The organism is Pseudomonas haemolytica (assembly GCF_009659625.1).
Lineage (GTDB): Bacteria > Pseudomonadota > Gammaproteobacteria > Pseudomonadales > Pseudomonadaceae > Aquipseudomonas > Aquipseudomonas haemolytica.
This window is the reverse complement of the sequence record NZ_VOIW01000001.1, coordinates 1067336-1083903: the sequence shown is the minus strand read 5'-3', so window position 1 is coordinate 1083903 and position 16568 is coordinate 1067336. Positions and strand designations below refer to the sequence as shown.

At 53.3% G+C, this 16568-nt stretch carries 16 protein-coding genes; 3 read left to right on the top strand and 13 right to left on the bottom strand.

Features of this window, described 5'->3' with window-relative positions; all coding sequences use genetic code 11:
- Positions 1–7 precede the first annotated feature (7 nt).
- On the bottom strand, positions 8–1708 hold the full coding sequence (kdpA, locus tag FRT59_RS05080) for a potassium-transporting ATPase subunit KdpA (RefSeq protein ID WP_153870562.1): 1701 nt from the start codon (positions 1706–1708) through the stop codon (positions 8–10).
- Positions 1709–1718: 10 nt separating this feature from the next.
- On the bottom strand, positions 1719–1808 hold the full coding sequence (kdpF, locus tag FRT59_RS05075; protein ID WP_003218754.1) for a K(+)-transporting ATPase subunit F: 90 nt from the start codon (positions 1806–1808) through the stop codon (positions 1719–1721).
- Between the two features lie 400 nt (positions 1809–2208).
- On the opposite strand from kdpF, the gene eat reads away from it, so the two are divergent.
- Both eat and FRT59_RS05065 read left to right on the top strand, forming a co-directional pair.
- Complete coding sequence (gene eat, locus FRT59_RS05070; RefSeq protein WP_034118766.1) at positions 2209–3573, top strand: ethanolamine permease; 1365 nt, start codon at positions 2209–2211, stop codon at positions 3571–3573.
- 111 nt (positions 3574–3684) lie between these two features.
- Positions 3685–3852: a DUF2897 family protein gene (locus FRT59_RS05065; RefSeq protein ID WP_153870561.1), complete on the top strand. Its 168-nt coding sequence runs from the start codon at positions 3685–3687 to the stop codon at positions 3850–3852.
- An 8-nt stretch (positions 3853–3860) separates the two neighbouring features.
- Here the strand turns inward: FRT59_RS05065 and FRT59_RS05060 are convergent, their stop codons facing one another.
- The 3 genes from FRT59_RS05060 to FRT59_RS05050 form a co-directional block, all read right to left on the bottom strand.
- On the bottom strand, positions 3861–4709 hold the full coding sequence (locus FRT59_RS05060) for an urea carboxylase-associated family protein (RefSeq protein WP_034118765.1): 849 nt from the start codon (positions 4707–4709) through the stop codon (positions 3861–3863).
- Positions 4710–4723: 14 nt separating this feature from the next.
- Complete coding sequence (locus tag FRT59_RS05055; protein ID WP_034118764.1) at positions 4724–5368, bottom strand: GntR family transcriptional regulator; 645 nt, start codon at positions 5366–5368, stop codon at positions 4724–4726.
- 141 nt (positions 5369–5509) lie between these two features.
- A complete protein-coding gene (locus FRT59_RS05050; RefSeq protein ID WP_034118763.1) occupies positions 5510–5842 on the bottom strand; it encodes a ComEA family DNA-binding protein in 333 nt (110 codons plus the stop codon).
- Between the two features lie 621 nt (positions 5843–6463).
- On the opposite strand from FRT59_RS05050, the gene FRT59_RS05045 reads away from it, so the two are divergent.
- Positions 6464–7024 carry an acyltransferase gene (locus FRT59_RS05045; protein WP_034118762.1) on the top strand — a complete coding sequence of 187 codons (561 nt, stop codon included), beginning with the start codon at positions 6464–6466 and terminating at the stop codon, positions 7022–7024.
- 257 nt (positions 7025–7281) lie between these two features.
- Here the strand turns inward: FRT59_RS05045 and FRT59_RS05040 are convergent, their stop codons facing one another.
- From FRT59_RS05040 to FRT59_RS05005, 8 genes are all read right to left on the bottom strand, one after another.
- Positions 7282–9276, bottom strand: a complete 1995-nt coding sequence (locus tag FRT59_RS05040) for a polysaccharide biosynthesis protein (protein ID WP_153870560.1) — start codon at positions 9274–9276, stop codon at positions 7282–7284.
- Between the two features lie 128 nt (positions 9277–9404).
- The gene (locus FRT59_RS05035; RefSeq protein ID WP_034118760.1) at positions 9405–10583 is read right to left on the bottom strand and encodes a DegT/DnrJ/EryC1/StrS family aminotransferase; all 1179 of its coding nucleotides are present in this window, start codon (positions 10581–10583) and stop codon (positions 9405–9407) included.
- Positions 10584–10689: 106 nt separating this feature from the next.
- Positions 10690–11313, bottom strand: a complete 624-nt coding sequence (locus FRT59_RS05030) for an acetyltransferase (RefSeq protein ID WP_034118759.1) — start codon at positions 11311–11313, stop codon at positions 10690–10692.
- Positions 11310–11906, bottom strand: coding sequence for a sugar transferase (locus tag FRT59_RS05025; protein WP_034118758.1), 597 nt, complete (start codon positions 11904–11906; stop codon positions 11310–11312). Before FRT59_RS05025 ends, FRT59_RS05030 begins: the two co-directional genes overlap by 4 nt.
- An 85-nt stretch (positions 11907–11991) precedes the next feature.
- On the bottom strand, positions 11992–13143 hold the full coding sequence (locus tag FRT59_RS05020; protein WP_153870559.1) for a glycosyltransferase: 1152 nt from the start codon (positions 13141–13143) through the stop codon (positions 11992–11994).
- Positions 13144–13160: 17 nt separating this feature from the next.
- Positions 13161–14135, bottom strand: a complete 975-nt coding sequence (locus tag FRT59_RS05015; protein WP_153870558.1) for an NAD-dependent epimerase/dehydratase family protein — start codon at positions 14133–14135, stop codon at positions 13161–13163.
- A 55-nt stretch (positions 14136–14190) separates the two neighbouring features.
- Positions 14191–15243, bottom strand: coding sequence for a hypothetical protein (locus FRT59_RS05010; RefSeq protein ID WP_153870557.1), 1053 nt, complete (start codon positions 15241–15243; stop codon positions 14191–14193).
- Positions 15244–15295: 52 nt separating this feature from the next.
- Entirely contained in the window at positions 15296–16558 is a 1263-nt protein-coding gene (locus tag FRT59_RS05005) for a glycosyltransferase family 4 protein (RefSeq protein WP_153870556.1), read from the bottom strand.
- Between the last annotated feature and the right edge of the window lie 10 nt (positions 16559–16568).

The following is a 16568-nucleotide window of genomic DNA, read 5'->3' as shown; positions in this document are numbered from 1 at the left end:
CAGCTCTTTATTTAGGAGCAGCCATACTCAGATGTTCAGCAATGGGCCCAAGTGCCAGCGTCGGCAGGAAGGTCAGGCCGCCCACCAGCAAAATGGTCACGGTCAACAGCGTTACGAACAACGCGCCATGGGTGGGGAAGCTGTTCTGGCCAATCGGTGCGGCCTTCTTCATCGCCAGGCTGCCGGCCAGGGCCAGTACCGGGAGGATGTAGCCAAAGCGGCCGATCAACATGCCCAGGCCCAGCATCAGGTTATGGAATGGGGTGTTGGCGCTGAAGCCGGCGAACGCCGAACCGTTGTTGGCACTGGCCGAGGTGTAGGCGTAGAGCAACTGGCTGAACCCGTGAGGACCAGGGTTGCTGATGGCACCGGCTGGACCAGGCAGGCTCGCAGCGATGGCGCCCAGTACCAGCACGCCCACCGGCATCACCAGCAAGGTCACTACCAGCAATTGCACTTCCTTGGCCTGGAGTTTCTTGCCCAGGTATTCCGGGGTGCGGCCGATCATCAGCCCGGCGAGGAACACCGCGATCAGCACGTTGAGCAACATGCCATACATGCCGGCACCCACACCGCCGAAGATCACTTCGCCGACCATCATGTTGACCAATGCCACCATCCCACTCAGGGGGCTGAGGCTGTCCTGCATGCCGTTGACCGAACCGTTGGACGCCGCGGTGGTGGTCACCGACCACAACACGGTGCCGGTGGTGCCAAAGCGGGTTTCCTTGCCTTCCAGCGGTGCGGTTTGCTCCACGGCCGGGTTATTCAGGGTTGGATTGGGCTGGTATTCGGACCACAGCGACGTCGCGCCACCGATCAGGAACAGGGCCAGCATGCAACCGAGGATCGCCCGGCTCTGACGCAGGTCCTTGACGTAATGACCGAAGGTAAACACCAGCGCCACCGGGATCAGGATGATCGAGGCCACTTCGAACAGGTTGGCCCAGGCCGTCGGGTCTTCGAACGGATGCGCCGAGTTCACCCCAAAGAAACCACCGCCGTTGGTACCCAGTTGCTTGATCGCAATCTGGCTGGCGGCCGGGCCCAGGGGAATCACTTGATCTACGCCCTGCATCGTGACGGCATCAACGTAATGGGCGAAGGTTTGCGGCACGCCCTGCCACACCAGGAACAGCGCCAGCACCAGGCACAACGGCAGCAGGCCGTAGAGGGTGGCGCGGGTCATGTCGACCCAGAAGTTACCCAGCGTCTGAGCGGATTTGCGACCGATCCCACGGCATAAGGCGACCAGGACTGCCAGGCCGGTGGCGGCGCTGACAAAGTTCTGCACGGTCAGGCCGACCATCTGGCTGAGGTAGCTCAGCGACGCTTCACCGCTGTAGTTCTGCCAGTTGGTGTTGGTCATGAAACTGACGGCGGTGTTGAACGCCAGGGTCCATTCCTGGCCCGGCAGTTTCTGCGGGTTCAGCGGGAGGGAGCCCTGGAATAACAGGATCGAGAACAACAGCAAAAAGCCCGCCAGGTTGAATGCGAGCAAGGCCAGCATGTATTTCTGCCAGCTCTGTTCCTGCTGCGCGTCCACCCCCGCCAGGCGATAGCAGGCGTTTTCCACCGGCCCCAGCACCGGCGTCAACCAAGTGCGCTGGCCTTCCATCACCTTGTAGTAGAACCGCCCCAGGAACGGTGCCGGCACCAGTACCACGGCAAAGAAGGCGATGATCAGCCAATAGTCATAACTGTGCATAGCCCTGCTCCTAGTTCCGATCCGCGCGTAACAGCGCAACCAGCAGATAAATGAACAGCGCCACGGCCAATAGCAGTGACACCCCGTCCAGAACGCTCATGGAAGTTTCTCCGTTTAACGGCGAGTGCCGCGTGTGGGGCAATTGTCCGCAGGAGTGGTGTAAAGGAACGAGAGCGAGGCGGTGGGTGGGGCGTAAAGATGGCGTAAAGAGTGGCTTTATGCGGGGCTTACAGTGGCTGGGAGGGCCTCTTCGCGAGCAAGCCCGCTCCCACATTCGACTGCGTTCTTTCAGTTAAAACTCGGTCAAATGTGGGAGCGGGCTTGCTCGCGAAAGCGCCGGCTCACTCACCACCGCACTTATGTGGTGCAACTCAAGCCACATTCAAACGCCAAACCGTTCCCCAGACGACACAGCTACGGCTTTACGACACAGTTCCACAGCCTGGCACAACCGCTGCAACACCCTGAATCATTCCAACCCCTTCAGGGAGCACCGCACAATGAACACACAACTCAAACCCACCCTGGGCACCCTGCATCTGTGGGGCATCGCCGTCGGGCTGGTGATTTCCGGCGAGTACTTCGGCTGGAGCTATGGCTGGGGCGTGGCTGGCACCTTGGGTTTCCTGGTGACCTCGTTGATGGTAGCCGCCATGTACACCTGCTTTATCTTCAGTTTCACCGAGCTGACCACCGCGATTCCCCATGCAGGTGGGCCGTTTGCCTACAGTCGTCGTGCCTTTGGCGAGAAAGGCGGCTTGATTGCCGGGTTGGCGACCCTGATCGAATTCGTGTTCGCGCCGCCTGCCATCGCCTTAGCCATTGGCGCCTATCTGAATGTGCAGTTCCCGGCCCTGGACCCGAAACACGCGGCCGTTGGCGCCTATATCGTGTTCATGGGCCTGAATATCCTCGGTGTAAAACTTGCCGCTACCTTTGAACTGGTGGTGTGCGTACTCGCCGTCGCCGAACTGCTGGTGTTCATGGGCGTGGTCGCCCCGGCGTTCAGCTTCAGCAATTTTGCCCTCAATGGCTGGGCCGGTTCCGACACCTTTGGCGCCCCGGCGATTGCCGGGATGTTCGCGGCAATCCCTTTCGCCATTTGGTTCTTCCTCGCCATCGAAGGCGCGGCCATGGCCGCCGAAGAGGCCAAAGATCCCAAGCGTACTATTCCAAAAGCCTACATCAGCGGCATCCTGACCCTGGTGATCCTGGCCATGGGCGTAATGTTCTTCGCCGGCGGCGTGGGCGACTGGCGCACCTTGTCGAACATCAACGACCCACTGCCTCAAGCGATGAAAACCGTGGTAGGCGAAAGCTCCGGCTGGTTGCACATGCTGGTGTGGATCGGCCTGTTCGGCTTGGTGGCGAGCTTCCACGGGATCATCCTCGGTTACTCGCGCCAGTTCTTCGCCCTGGCCCGCGCCGGTTACCTGCCGCCCTTCCTAGCCAAACTGTCGCGTTTTCAGACACCCCACCGCGCCATCATCGCCGGCGGCGTCGTCGGCATCGCAGCCATCTACAGCGACGGCCTGATCAACCTGGGTGGCATGACCCTGACCGCCGCGATGATCACCATGGCGGTGTTCGGTGCCATCGTCATGTACATCATGAGCATGCTCAGCCTGTTCAAACTGCGTAAGACCGAACCGCTGCTTGAACGCACGTTCCGCGCACCGGGCTACCCCATCGTGCCAGGGATTGCACTGGTACTGGCGGTGGTGTGCCTGGTGGCGATGGCCTGGTTCAACACCCTGATCGGGCTGATCTTCCTCGGCTTCATGGCAGTGGGTTTCATCTACTTCCAGATGACCGCGCAAGACCGCGCCGATGCCCCAGCAGATGCGATGTTGACGGGACTATAGGGCCAGCGAGGCAGAACGGGCCTACACTGAACTACTCAGAAAGCCCGTCACTCAAAGCAGTCATTACCGTGGGAAAAATCTCCCACGGATGTCTGCCTCAAGGAGAGCCTTATGCCGTGGTATGCGTGGTTGATTATGTTAGTAGCGATCGGGTCGATCGTCGGTGGGCTGATGATGCTGCGTGACAGCGCCAACAAGGTGGAACTCACCGACGAACAACGCAAACGCGTGGCCGAGCGTAATGCGCAGGCGGATGCCAAGGATGCGCAGGATCGCTGAACCCTGAGTTACTCCCAATCCGCCTTGGCAATATGCAACCCGTGCTGCCCCTTGTAGGCAGCACGTTCCGGTTGGCTCCAGCCGCTCAGCAACTCATCCTCCAGCCTGTAGATTTCCACCCCCAACGGACGACACACCGTCAGCGGATCCTGCGCGTCCGGCCCCCACATCGGCAGCGACAAATCCCCGCCCGGGCACGTCGACAGCGCACACAGCAGATCAATCTCGGCGAAGAACTCCAGGTAATCGCCCTTCTGCGCCGGACAGGCTTTCATAAAGTACATGTCATCGTGATTGAGGCCGGTGCACTGGAAAATATTCAGTACATCATGCACGTCGAACTCTGTCAGACCATGGGGCAATACCGCACGGGTCAGGTTCGAGTGGCAGTGGTGATGGAAGTCCTCACCGGTCAGCATACGGTTCACATAAGGGTCGCAACGCGTGCCAAGCAAATCGTGCAGGCGGCCGCCGTGCTCATCAATGCCGTAGCTGGCCAGGCTGTCATCGGTGATGGTCACCAGGGGCCGTAAGAATGGCAGATTCGACCACAGCCGGTCATGGGTACTGACATGCGCGCCCTGTAGCTGCCGGGTACGCGCAGCCCACAGACGTTCGCGCGGATCATTGGCGTTCCACACATTGAAGTCACCCACCTGCGGCCCCACCGGCGTGGTCACACGAAACACATGCCCAGCCGGAACCTTCCATGCCCTGCCCGTACGGATCGGTACCTCGAACTGCTCGATCAACGTGCGCTGATCCTTGTGATCACGAATACGCTCATAGAACGCCGTATCCACCTGCAACGCTGAACCTTTACTGACCTGGTAAGCGGCCGGATAGTCTTTGTACATGGGGCAATCCTCCATCAAGAGTGATCAAACAAGGCAAGGGAAAGGCGTTCCGAATCATCCAGGTACAGGCTCATTGCCTCACTAGCGGCCAAGGTGTGGTTATTGACCAGGAGCGTGTAAATCTCGTGGTCCCGCTCCAGCCAGGGTGACTGAAAACGCTGCTCATCAGGCGCAGCGCAGAACACCAGGCGCAACTGCGCAATCACCTGAGCGAAAAACTCATCGAACAACGGGCTGCCCATTAACCCGACAATCTGCTGGTGGAACACCAGGCTGTGGGTGGCCACCGCTCGCCAGTCCTCGCGCTCCCGGGCCAGAGTCGTGGCCTCAATGGCGCTTTGCATACGGTCTGATTGAGCGTCCGCCAGCGGGCCACTCTGGGCAATCGCCTGCAACTCCAGGGTACGACGCACTACGAACAGGTCACGCACTTCTTCTCGCTCCAAGCGCCGAACCATCACGCCCTTATTGCGCACATAGCGCGTGAGCCCCTCCTGGCCCAAGCGATGTAGCGCCTCACGAATCGTATTGCGCGATGCGTTGTACGCTTTGACGAGATCTACCTCGATCAACGGCATACCTGGCAATAACCGCCCACCGATAATGTCGGCACGTAGCTCCAGAGCGATCTGGTCGGCTAAAGACAAATTGAGCGTCATCACCACCTCAAGATTGTTGAACAATCACTGAGTTAGATGTAATCACGTTTCATGCCAATGGCACCTGAGGTTTAAAAGGCGCGAGCCCCGAATAACGGAAAGGCCGGTCGACGACCGGCCTTCTGGACCCTATTCACATCCTCAATTGATAACCAGCCTGTCGCGATTCTTCTCCAGCAACGCCTTGCCGATGCCTTTCACTTCCAACAACTCATCCACCGCCGTGAACGGGCCGTTGCTTTCGCGATAGGCGACGATCGCCTTTGCCTTGGAAGCGCCGATACCGAACAGATCGCGACGCAGGGTTTCGGCGTCGGCGGCGTTGAGGTTGACCTTGGTGGATTGTTCGGTCGTGGTCGTTTGAGTGGAGATCGGTGTCGGGGCTTCGGGTTTGATAGACGGCGCTGCGGTGGTGGCAACGGAGAGGCTGGTGAGGAAGGCAAAGATGAGGGATGAAATGTAGAGGTTTTGCATTGGTGACGCTCCATGACATCGGTAAGAGAAAAGCAGCTATTCCGAAGCTGCTTTTCTACGTTAGGCGATGGTTGTAGGGTGTCAAAAATGGGTGAGTAACAGCGTGTGAACAGTGCCAAATTCACTGTTGTACACCTTGCACAGCGTGTGGATTCGCTAGGTTTTCATTACGCCATAGAATAGCTAAGTCAGCTTCCAGACCTTGGGAAGTTCCATCCTTATACCTGTACAGCCCGCTACTCAGGGATTTTGAGGCACGGATGCCCCCGAGCCTCAGTTGTTCCCTGATATCAGCTGCGGACATAGAAGCGCTCATAGTCTAGAATCGCAGTCGGAAGACGCCATAGATCTGTGCTCAAAAGGCCCGAAATGAATGTGTGAACGTTTTTTTCAAACGGATGAAAACCACCGATCAAACCGTGCAGCGCCCAGTAAAGCCTTGGTGCCCCTGATGCGGTGTAGTTTTGTACCTGCCAATGGAATTTCATGGCTAAAGAATTCACAACGTTGGACGCCGTTGCTCGCGTTAGACATACGAGTCACTCTAACTACCGAAAAGACATGTGCGTTCAACTGAGCAACTTTGCAACACCACCAAATCAAACCAAATGAGTTATCAAAATGGCTTTTATTTCAGAAGCAAAGTTAAAAGAAATGGGTTTTAAAAGCCTCGGAAAAAATGTAAAGATAAGCGACAAAGCTTCTATATATAACTGCGATAGAATTTCAATCGGTGACAACACTCGCATTGATGATTTTTGCGTTATTTCAGGGACTGTCACTTTAGGGCGAAATGTCCATATCGCCATTTTCAACAATGTGGCGGGTGGTGAGCTTGGCATCACCATGGAGGACTTCTCAGGCCTGGCATATGGTTGTCATGTTTTTGCTCAATCCGATGACTACAGCGGAAAAACCCTGACCAATCCAACTGTACCCAGCCAGTACAAGAACGAAGCAAAGTTACCGGTACATATCGGTCGTCACGTCATCATCGGAACCTCCTCCATTGTTTTGCCAGGTGTAACGCTGGCAGAAGGTTGTTCAGTAGGGGCAATGTCAATGGTTACGAAATCTACAGACCCTTGGGGCATTTATTTTGGCGTACCCGCGAAGAGGCTTAAAAATCGAAGCCAAGAACTTCTGGAGCTCGAAAAACATTATTTAGATTCGGAAAAATAATGGTGCTCCAGTCTGATGCCAGAAATCTGGCATCAGATTTTCCGAAATAGAATACGCTCTCCAGTTAACCGCACTATCACGAATATAACCGCCGATGGGTAAGCGCCTGGGTTTGCCATGGCACCGGGGGGGTTGATCAGGTTACCGTTGATGAGCATAAGCCCGAAGAAGGCGCCGATGGCCAGGTTCTCGTCCCCATGCTCATCAACGCCGGCCTCTAGGCGGCATTTGCGCCGCGCGCCATAAAGGTCACGTTCTTAAGGTTCAAGGCGACGCTGCTGGTAGATCCAGTCAACAATTTCGCCATCTGGCGCATAGCCGCTGACAGTATCGCGCAGCAATTGCCGAACTCGCGAGTAATCGTCCTGATCCACAGCAGAAAGCAACTCCGTCAATTTGACCTTGAGTACGTCCCAAGCAAGATTATCTTCATCAGCACTCATGATCATCGGGTGCCGGGTAGCCACCACGTTGTCACCGATCAGCAACTCTTCGTACAGTTTTTCGCCAGGACGCAAGCCGGAAAACTCGATGGCGATGTCGCCATGAGGATTCTTCTCAGAGCGCACACTCAGACCTGACAAGTGAATCATCTTCTCAGCCAGCTCGATGATTCTTACGGGCTCGCCCATATCCAGCACAAATACATCTCCCCCTTGGCCCATGGAGCCGGCTTGAATTACCAACTGGGCCGCTTCGGGGATTGTCATGAAATAACGGGTGATCTTCGGGTGAGTCACCGTCAACGGCCCACCCGACTTGATTTGCCTATGGAATAGCGGGATGACAGAGCCCGAAGAACCCAGTACGTTACCGAAACGCACCATGGTAAAGCGCGTTTTATTGACCCTGGGTACACAGGTGTTGTCGCCGAACAACACGGGAGCGACTTCACGGCTTAGTGCTTGCAAAACCAATTCAGCCAATCGTTTCGTGCTACCCATGATATTGGTCGGGCGTACGGCCTTGTCTGTGGAGATCAGTACAAAGTTGGCAACGCCAGTCTGTAAGGCAGCCTGCGCCGTATTGAGCGTACCTATTACATTATTGAGCACGCCCTCGGCTATATTATGTTCGACCATCGGAACATGCTTATAGGCAGCGGCGTGATACACAGTATCCACCCGCCAGGTGTTCATGACGTCGACAAGCTTGGACGGATTACGTATGGACCCCAGGATTGGCAACAGCTTAACCGGCAATGACTCACGGGTAATGCGCTGCTCAAGCTCGGAAAGAATGCTGTAAAGGTTGAACTCACTGTGTTCGAACAACAGCAGTGTCGTAGGGTGCAAGGAAAGTATTTGTCGACAAAGCTCAGAGCCGATTGAACCACCGGCGCCTGTCACTAAAACGCACTGCCCTTTGATGCAATGCTCCAACAGTTCGTCTTGAGCAGGCACGGCATCACGGCCCAGAAGGTCAGCGATATCAACTTCCTGGATATCGTCGACCTTCACCCTGCCGCTGGCCAAATCCATAAAGCCAGGGACACTGCGCACATGCAGGGGGAAGCCTTCAAGAAAACCGAGGATTTCCCGGCGACGCCCTCGATTAGACGAGGGTATAGCCAAAAGAATTTCCTGAGCGCCTGTAGCGTCGATCATCCGCTGAATATGTTTGGGCTTGTAAACCTGAAGGCCGGAAATAACACGATCAGAGATACTGACGTCGTCGTCGATGAATGCTACCGGGCGCATCACTCTACCCATACGCAGGGCTGCGACCAACTGATTACCCGCTGCGCCTGCTCCGTAGATAGCGACACGGGGCAAGCCATCTTCCCGATTGGTGAACGGCACGTGTTGTGCGGCGGCGAACCAATCGCCCAGGAAATATTGACGCATCCCTAACCGCAGACCGCCCACCATGATGAGGCTTAGCCACCAATAGTTGAATATGATAGAACGCGGGACAACATTTTGGTGGTTGCTGTACCAATAGACAACAACACCCAGTATGAGCGACGAAAGGCTCACAGCCTTGATAATCGCAATCAGCGCATCATTACCGAAATAACGCATCACCGCACGATACATGCCAAAGCGGATAAACAAGGGAATGGCAACGACTGGGGCGCAGATAAACAACCATAAGTGCATCGCGACAGGATTGATCATCTCGTCTACGCCAAGACGTACTACAAAAGCCATCCATAACGCAAACCAGACCACTAACACGTCGGTTATCAGTTGCAGAACGCGTTTTTGTCGTCGGGGCAATCCCACCAAGTACGCACGTATCTTATCCATAACCCCTCTAAACACCCTTGCTAAAACTGAAACGGTTCATGTGCAACAGTTGAACATTTGGATACGGCTGTGATTTTTCATCACATGCCGTACCTATGGACCCTTAACTACTTCCGGGCCTCCAGCGGCTATATTGTTGCTGCCTCGCGCATTACCTGCGTCAACGTCTCACAAGTCCACTCAATTTCCTTGTCCGTCAGCGTGGGATGAACCAGGAACATCAGGCTGGTCTCACCAAGCTCGACCGCATTAGGTAATCGAACGGTAGGGCGCCACCCGGTATTGTCGAAAGCTTTTTCCAAGTAAACCTCGGAGCATGAACCGGAGAACGCCGGAACACCTCGAGCGACCAGCGCTTCGATAATTCGGTCGCGGTTCCATCCATCCTTCAGAGACGATGGCTCCACAAAGACATAACATTTATATGCCGCATGAGTGATGTGCGATGGCACTTGGGGTACACGCAAGCCTACAAGCTGACTGGCTGTATCCCAGATACGCGCCGCATTAGCCTTACGGCTCGCTTCCCAGTCAACCATGCGCCGCAGTTGGATCCTGCCTATCACAGCCTGCACTTCCAGCATCCGCCAATTGGTGCCGAAGCTTTCGTGCAGCCAACGGAAGCCGGGGGCGTGCTGGCGTTCATAGACTGCCTCCCAACTCTTGCCGTGATCCTTGTATGACCACATTGACGACCATAAGTCGCGGTCATTGGTGGTAACCATGCCCCCCTCACCGCCGGTGGTCATAATCTTATCTTGGCAAAACGACCACGCACCGATGTGGCCAATAGAGCCGACGCGGCGCCCTTTGTAGAAAGCACCGTGCGCCTGCGCGCAATCCTCGATTACCTTGATGTCATTTTCTGCGGCAAGATCCATGATCGGATCCATATCACATGGCCAACCGGCCAAGTGAACACAAACGATAGCCCGAGTACGAGGCGTCAATACGGCACGAATGGTTTCGGCGGTAATGTTTTGCGAATCGAGGTCAACATCAGCGAATACAGGTACGGCCCCTGCATTGACGATACTCGAAACAGACGCAAGAAACGTACGGGATGTAACAACGACTTCATCACCGCTACCTATGCCAAGCGCCTTGAATGCCACATCCAGAGCTACAGTGCCGTTGGCCAGCGCAACCGCGTACTCCGTTTCCGACCACGCCGCGAACTCTTTCTCGAAGGTTCGGGCTTCCTGCCCAGTCCAATAGTTGACTTTATTGGAAAGAATCACATCGCGGACGGCATCGGCCTCTTCGTGACTGAACGATGGCCAAGGAGAAAAAGGTGTATTTAGCACTGTGAGTACCCGTCGAAATGACAATTAAGTAAAGAGTAAGAACTATCAAAGGCTTAGCAAGAACGACATTATCGTCCTGAGCAGCCATTTAGGACAGCGTGAGTGCTCATGTCTTGAGAAGAGCGCGGGCAGGCACTCCGACCACGGTCAAAGCGTCAGCGATATCAGTCACCACCGCTGCACCGGCACCAATTACCACCCCTGTGCCTATGCGTAGCGACTGTCGAACGCAGGACCCAATCCCAACCCAACTCAGCTTGCCAACCTCGACCCCGCCAGCAAGTCGTGCACCTGGGCAGATATGCACACCATCGTGCAGGACACAATCATGATCGACACTGCAGCCGGTATTGAGTATTACGCCACGACCGATCACGGTATCAACATTCACGACGACGCCTGCGAGAACCAGCGTACCGATACCAATGGAGGCATATTGACTGATGACAGCCTGGGGATGAATGAGCGAGACAATCTTTGCGCCGGCTGACTCCAATTCAGTCAACTTGCCATAGCGTATCCGATTATTTCCGATAGCGACGAACACTCCATCATAATCGTCCAGCCGAGGTAACAGCTGGGCTAAACCGCCGGTAATTTGCCAATGGCCATTCTGCTGGCGAGTGGGCCAGGCGTCATCAAAAAAATCTATTTGTTTCCAACCGCAAGCTTGGGCTGTGTCGGCCACCACCTTGCCATGGCCACTGGCACCGAGTACAGCCAATTTCATCGGGAGTCACCTCCTGTGAATTTGGACATGGTCGCCTCGCCTTCAGCACTGATACCGTCCTTAACAATCACCTTCTTTACAGTCAGGTAGATGATCTTGAGGTCGAGGAAAAAACTGGCGTTGTCCACGTACCACACGTCCAGCTTGAATTTTTCTTCCCAACTGATCGCATTGCGACCATTGACTTGCGCCCAGCCGCTAACGCCTGGGCGAACTTCATGACGTCGCAACTGCTCAGGCGAATAAAGGGGTAGATACTCCATCAACAATGGGCGCGGCCCGACGAGACTCATATCGCCCTTGAGCACATTCCACAACCCTGGCAATTCGTCCAGGCTAGAGGAGCGCAAAAACGAGCCGAAAGGCGTCATACGCTCCGCATCAGGCAACGTGTTGCCTTGGGCATCCGTTGCATCGCGCATGGTTCGAAACTTTATCATCTCGAAAGGGACGCCGTTGAGGCCGGGCCTTACCTGCCTGAACAGGACTGGCGAACCGAGGTTTTTCTTGATTCTCCAGGCAACCAGTGCAAGCACAGGCCACAGAAAAAACAACGCGGCAAAAGAAGCGACAAAATCAAAACACCGTTTCATCCATCTACCCACATTAAATCATGCTATTGAATTACTAGAGCCTTGAAGCCCACGTTAACCTCAACAGAGGACGCGCCAAAGCGACTTAGCCGACCTTGCTCAATAAGGATGTTATATAGAGATGCATTTCTTGAACAATGAATGCTTGGGAAAAATCCTTATGAGCCCTGAGTTCCGCGGCCTTGGACATTTGATTTCGCATTGGCTCATCGGAATAGAGCTTCAAGATGGCAGCACTCAGTTCATCAACCGCGCCCGCCCGATGAAAGATCCCTGTCACGCCCTCTTTCACCGCATCAGTCAGGCCATAGATCCGGGATGCAATGGCTGGGAGGCCGACACCGGCAGCCTGTATCGTCGCCAGGCTGAAGCCTTCGCGATAACTGGGAATACAAAAAACGTCCGCAGCCGCCATGTAGCTTTCCGGCACCTGCGTGTAACCAATTCGGTGGTATCGGTTACCAAACGGCAGCATCAATTCCGCCAGACGGCCATCAAGGCCATCTTCATCGGGACCCACTACCAGTAGGTGCGCGTCAGGCAGATCAGCCGCTACAGCCCTGAAAGCCTGGCCCAGTTCCGGAACACCCTTCACATGTGTCAGGCGAGCCATGAACAGAAAAACCACATCCGACTCAGGAATACCAAGGGTTTCACGTATCTCCTGACGCAATTGCGCGCTCGGCTTGAAGCGCGCAATGTCGACGCCACTGATGGAACCTTGACCCAAAACACTGATCTTGCTCGGGCTGACTACTCGTTCCGAAACTAGAAACGCCCGCTGAGAAGGGCTGTCGGCTAATAAACTTGTAGCGCAGAAGGATAACAATCGATCTAGGTTTTTCAGGCCAATACGAGCAATTCCCTGCTTGGTAAACCACACTTGGCCCGTGAAAATATGCACACGCACCGGCGTACGCGCGAAGAATCCCGCCAACATGGAAAGCAGGCCAGACTTGGGCATGATCGACAAAACGCAGTCGAACTTCTCTTTAGAAAATATCTGGTACAGCTTGATCAATGACTTCACGTCGCTGAGCAAGGACACCTGGCGCTCAATCGGAAGCGGTAAGAATCGAACGTTTTCACCCAACATTCCGGCCACGTCAGCCTCTGTGCCATTTGCCATAAGCGTAACGCTGTGGGTTTCTGCCAGCTTATTCACATGCTCAAGCATGAACGCTCGGAGGGCGACAGGCACTGTTGCGACAATACAGATTTTTTTGATATGAGCCATACGCTACCACCGTAAATTCAAGAAACTTGCTCAGTTCGAGCTGAAATCAAGCCAGGAACAGCTTCAGGAATAGAACTATTAAACTCAAAGCCCAAAGTGCTTTTAATATGTGCAGCGCTGTAACCAACACGTTTGGTTAACGCATCCACACGCTCTTGGGTCAAAGGCAATCGCACCAAGGGGGAAAGTACACGAGTCAACATGCGTACCGCGCCTTCGGGCATCCTCAAACGCGGGGCCGGTACCCCCTGGCTTCTAGCCATCTGATCAATGACCTCCTTCAAGAGGCAATCATTTGACACTATGAACGTCTCCCCCACCGCCCTGCGATCGGTTGAGCATATCAACAGCGCACGGACCACATCGTCCACATGAACATAAGTCGACAATGCGCCTTGCTCGCCAATATAGAAGAACAACCGCTTACGTACGATATTCGCCATTTGAAAGAAAGACTGATTGGACATGTCCCTCCCAATGACAATTGAGGGCCTGATGATCGTGTAAGTAAATAGCGGTTGTATAGATGCCAGGGCGACAACCAGTTCATCGGCTATCGTCTTCGTCACTTCATACTCCCCGACCGGCGCGGGAGTGAAGTGTTCGTTCACATTCGAGGGAAGGGACGCAGCCTTGGCCTGCGGGCCATATGCCCCTGTGCTGCTGAGCTGGACCCAATGAATCGCTCGGCCCGTACGCAGGATTTCTTCGCTCACAGCTCTGAGCAGATTTCTCGTCCCCCCTACATGCAGGGCGTACATCAAAGCTGTATTTTTAACCTCTCCCGCGCAATGGTAAACAACGTCGCAGTCCTGGACAAACTCCACAAGCGCATCCCCTCCTGTGACAAGGTCCCCCTTTACGCACCTTGCAGAACGCCCCGGCATGCCATCACGACGAGAAAGCTGAGTAATGCGGTCACCGCGCGCAGCTAATGCTGCTGACAGCAGCTTTCCGATAAACCCGCTCCCTCCCGTTATTGAAACATTCATGCACACCACTCCGCTGTTGTGAGGTCCAAATCAAACGAACTGCGCCATTTAGATATCAGCTGGCAGTTTGCTCTTGTAGAAATAGCTTTTTACGCTGATAAATAATCAGACTACAAATAATAAAGCTGACATACGCGTACATGCGCAGCCTCATAGCTGTACCAAGATTATCATTACCCAAAAGCCATATAATTGAATACACAATTGAAAACGCAACCATGAAATTCACGAAAGAATCTGCATACGACCGATTCTTAACAACGTAGAAAAATGCTATCGCAAAAGGAATACTCTCCAGAAAAAAAACAAATATTGCCATGATATTCGGAAAGTAAAGACCAAACAGCTGATACAGAAGGTTCAGCGTAAAATCCGGAATAAACATCAATGCGGAATCGAAGCGAATCCCCAAACTCGCACCGCCCTCCACACCATCAAACAACCCTCGATAAGCCATCAAAGGTTCAAACAGCCCCAATATATAAAAAACATTCAACACAATCAGCATAGGAACAACATGCAGAAAAAATGACAGCTTCCGCACGCGAAACATAAAAAAACCTAAGTAGGAAATAAAAAACGCAAAGCCCAAGTAACCTCGAAACAAGTAAAGCAAGTAGCAATGAGCAAACACAACCAACACATAGAATGTTTTCTGCAACGGAGACAGCGCGTGTATTGACCACTTTACAAACAGCAAACCCGACAAAAAAACAAACAGCATGAATACATCTCGATAAATATCAAGCGTATAGTAAAAAAGTGTCGGGTACATGCTGATTGCTATGGCAATGCCCAAGCAAACCCTTGTCTTGTAAGGGTAAGCTTTAACCAAAGCCAGGCGCCCACACAAAATAGGAATAACTATGACTCCCAGCACCATCAGAAAGATGCTGACACCCACCCGCGAATACAGCCCTACCTCATTCAGCGCCCTCAGCCAGTCAGGCCAGACACTAGACGTCAGAGATTCCTCACCCAACGCATAAGCATCATAAAAGTCAGCATCGCTGCCACCCGAAAAAAGTGTTGTCGGGTTGGAAATAAACACAAAGAAAAAACCGACTTTTACAATGACGAGCGCGATAAAGACAAACAATCTCATCATGCAACAACACTCCAGCAAACCGGCAAAGAACAGCGCACTGAATCGTTAGCACTCACAGAACATGCTCATATTTTTTGCTGTATTTTTCTCCAGAAGTCACTGTCGCAATGAGCTCACAGGCAACAAAGCGGAGCATGAACGAATAGAAAATAAACGACGACTTTTTGATAAATGGAGCCATTTCGAAAGCTTCGACAAAGTTATCCGCACAAGCATTCATGTCGAACGCCTTGCTTCTCACCAGATGGCGCTGTGACAACGCTTCTCTGCCCGCAAGATCAAGGACACTGTATTGCGCGATCAAGTCATAAAACTTGTATTTTTCGAAAGCCATACCCTGCTCATGATAATCGTAACCAGGCAATTCAGAAAAATACCCATAAGAGGTGGAGTCCTGCTCATTTTCAATAGCTGTAATGCACGCAAGACCATTCGCCGCCGCGTGCAGCAATGCGGTTCCTGTACCAATAAAAAGATGGTGCGTGGAGAGTTCCTCATCTAGCCGTGAGTACTCCAGATCGCCCTCGAGAATTACATGCTCCTGCAATCCCAACTCTGTAATCCTGGCGGCCATGACGTCGCTTAAAGGTCCAGAACCGAAGATACTATAGGTGAAATTGATGCCATTATCTTTTAACTCACGGGCAACATCCAACATATACAAATTGTAGGTCTTAAATTCTACAAGTCGTCCTACTGATACAAGCCGAAGTTTATCGTCTGACGTTTGGATCGGTTCGCGACATACACTGGGCATATCCACACCCAGTGGGAATAGCATAGACGGATAAGCGGCGAAATTATTTGCTTTCGCGGTTTTGTCTACAGAGGCTTGGTTGAAAAATAAAAGCATTGGGGGGGTGCCAAATAGCTTTTCTCGAAAGTAACCCTCATAGGCAGGGAGTTTCTTCCCGCCCCAGGCAAGTTCGTTAGCGTGATAAATCCCAAAAACGCATTTAAGCTCTTGGGGTAAACAGGAAGCGAGACGTTGAGCACAGAGATAAGTCAAAGCATTGGAAACGTGTATGGCCTCGCAATCAGAAAAAAGTGCTTCGACCTTTTTAGAACTCAGCGGAAGCATTAGCTTCGCCTTTTCCCCCAGTGCGTCGACGGACAAGCCCACCAGGTCTTGCCAATAATAAACATCGGAGTATTTCTGGATTTCAATCAACAGCTTTGGATTAATCAATTTTTTGTATAGAAATACAAATTGGGGACGTACTCCCTTGGCACTGAGCTCTTTTACCAGGCGAACAAAGAAAGTCTCAATGCCCCCTAAACCCAGTGACGACTGTACAAAAAGAACCTTTTTCATGTTATCTCCA

Excerpts from the sequence above, each read along its gene's own strand:
- kdpA (WP_153870562.1), bottom strand. The coding sequence starts at position 1,708 with ATGCACAGTTATGACTATTGGCTGATCATCGCCTTCTTTGCCGTGGTA.
- kdpF (WP_003218754.1), bottom strand. The coding sequence starts at position 1,808 with ATGAGCGTTCTGGACGGGGTGTCACTGCTATTGGCCGTGGCGCTGTTC.
- eat (WP_034118766.1), top strand. The coding sequence starts at position 2,209 with ATGAACACACAACTCAAACCCACCCTGGGCACCCTGCATCTGTGGGGC.
- FRT59_RS05065 (WP_153870561.1), top strand. The coding sequence starts at position 3,685 with ATGCCGTGGTATGCGTGGTTGATTATGTTAGTAGCGATCGGGTCGATC.
- FRT59_RS05060 (WP_034118765.1), bottom strand. The coding sequence starts at position 4,709 with ATGTACAAAGACTATCCGGCCGCTTACCAGGTCAGTAAAGGTTCAGCG.
- FRT59_RS05055 (WP_034118764.1), bottom strand. The coding sequence starts at position 5,368 with ATGACGCTCAATTTGTCTTTAGCCGACCAGATCGCTCTGGAGCTACGT.
- FRT59_RS05050 (WP_034118763.1), bottom strand. The coding sequence starts at position 5,842 with ATGCAAAACCTCTACATTTCATCCCTCATCTTTGCCTTCCTCACCAGC.
- FRT59_RS05045 (WP_034118762.1), top strand. The coding sequence starts at position 6,464 with ATGGCTTTTATTTCAGAAGCAAAGTTAAAAGAAATGGGTTTTAAAAGC.
- FRT59_RS05040 (WP_153870560.1), bottom strand. The coding sequence starts at position 9,276 with ATGGATAAGATACGTGCGTACTTGGTGGGATTGCCCCGACGACAAAAA.
- FRT59_RS05030 (WP_034118759.1), bottom strand. The coding sequence starts at position 11,313 with ATGAAATTGGCTGTACTCGGTGCCAGTGGCCATGGCAAGGTGGTGGCC.
- FRT59_RS05025 (WP_034118758.1), bottom strand. The coding sequence starts at position 11,906 with ATGAAACGGTGTTTTGATTTTGTCGCTTCTTTTGCCGCGTTGTTTTTT.
- FRT59_RS05020 (WP_153870559.1), bottom strand. The coding sequence starts at position 13,143 with ATGGCTCATATCAAAAAAATCTGTATTGTCGCAACAGTGCCTGTCGCC.
- FRT59_RS05015 (WP_153870558.1), bottom strand. The coding sequence starts at position 14,135 with ATGAATGTTTCAATAACGGGAGGGAGCGGGTTTATCGGAAAGCTGCTG.
- FRT59_RS05010 (WP_153870557.1), bottom strand. The coding sequence starts at position 15,243 with ATGATGAGATTGTTTGTCTTTATCGCGCTCGTCATTGTAAAAGTCGGT.
- FRT59_RS05005 (WP_153870556.1), bottom strand. The coding sequence starts at position 16,558 with ATGAAAAAGGTTCTTTTTGTACAGTCGTCACTGGGTTTAGGGGGCATT.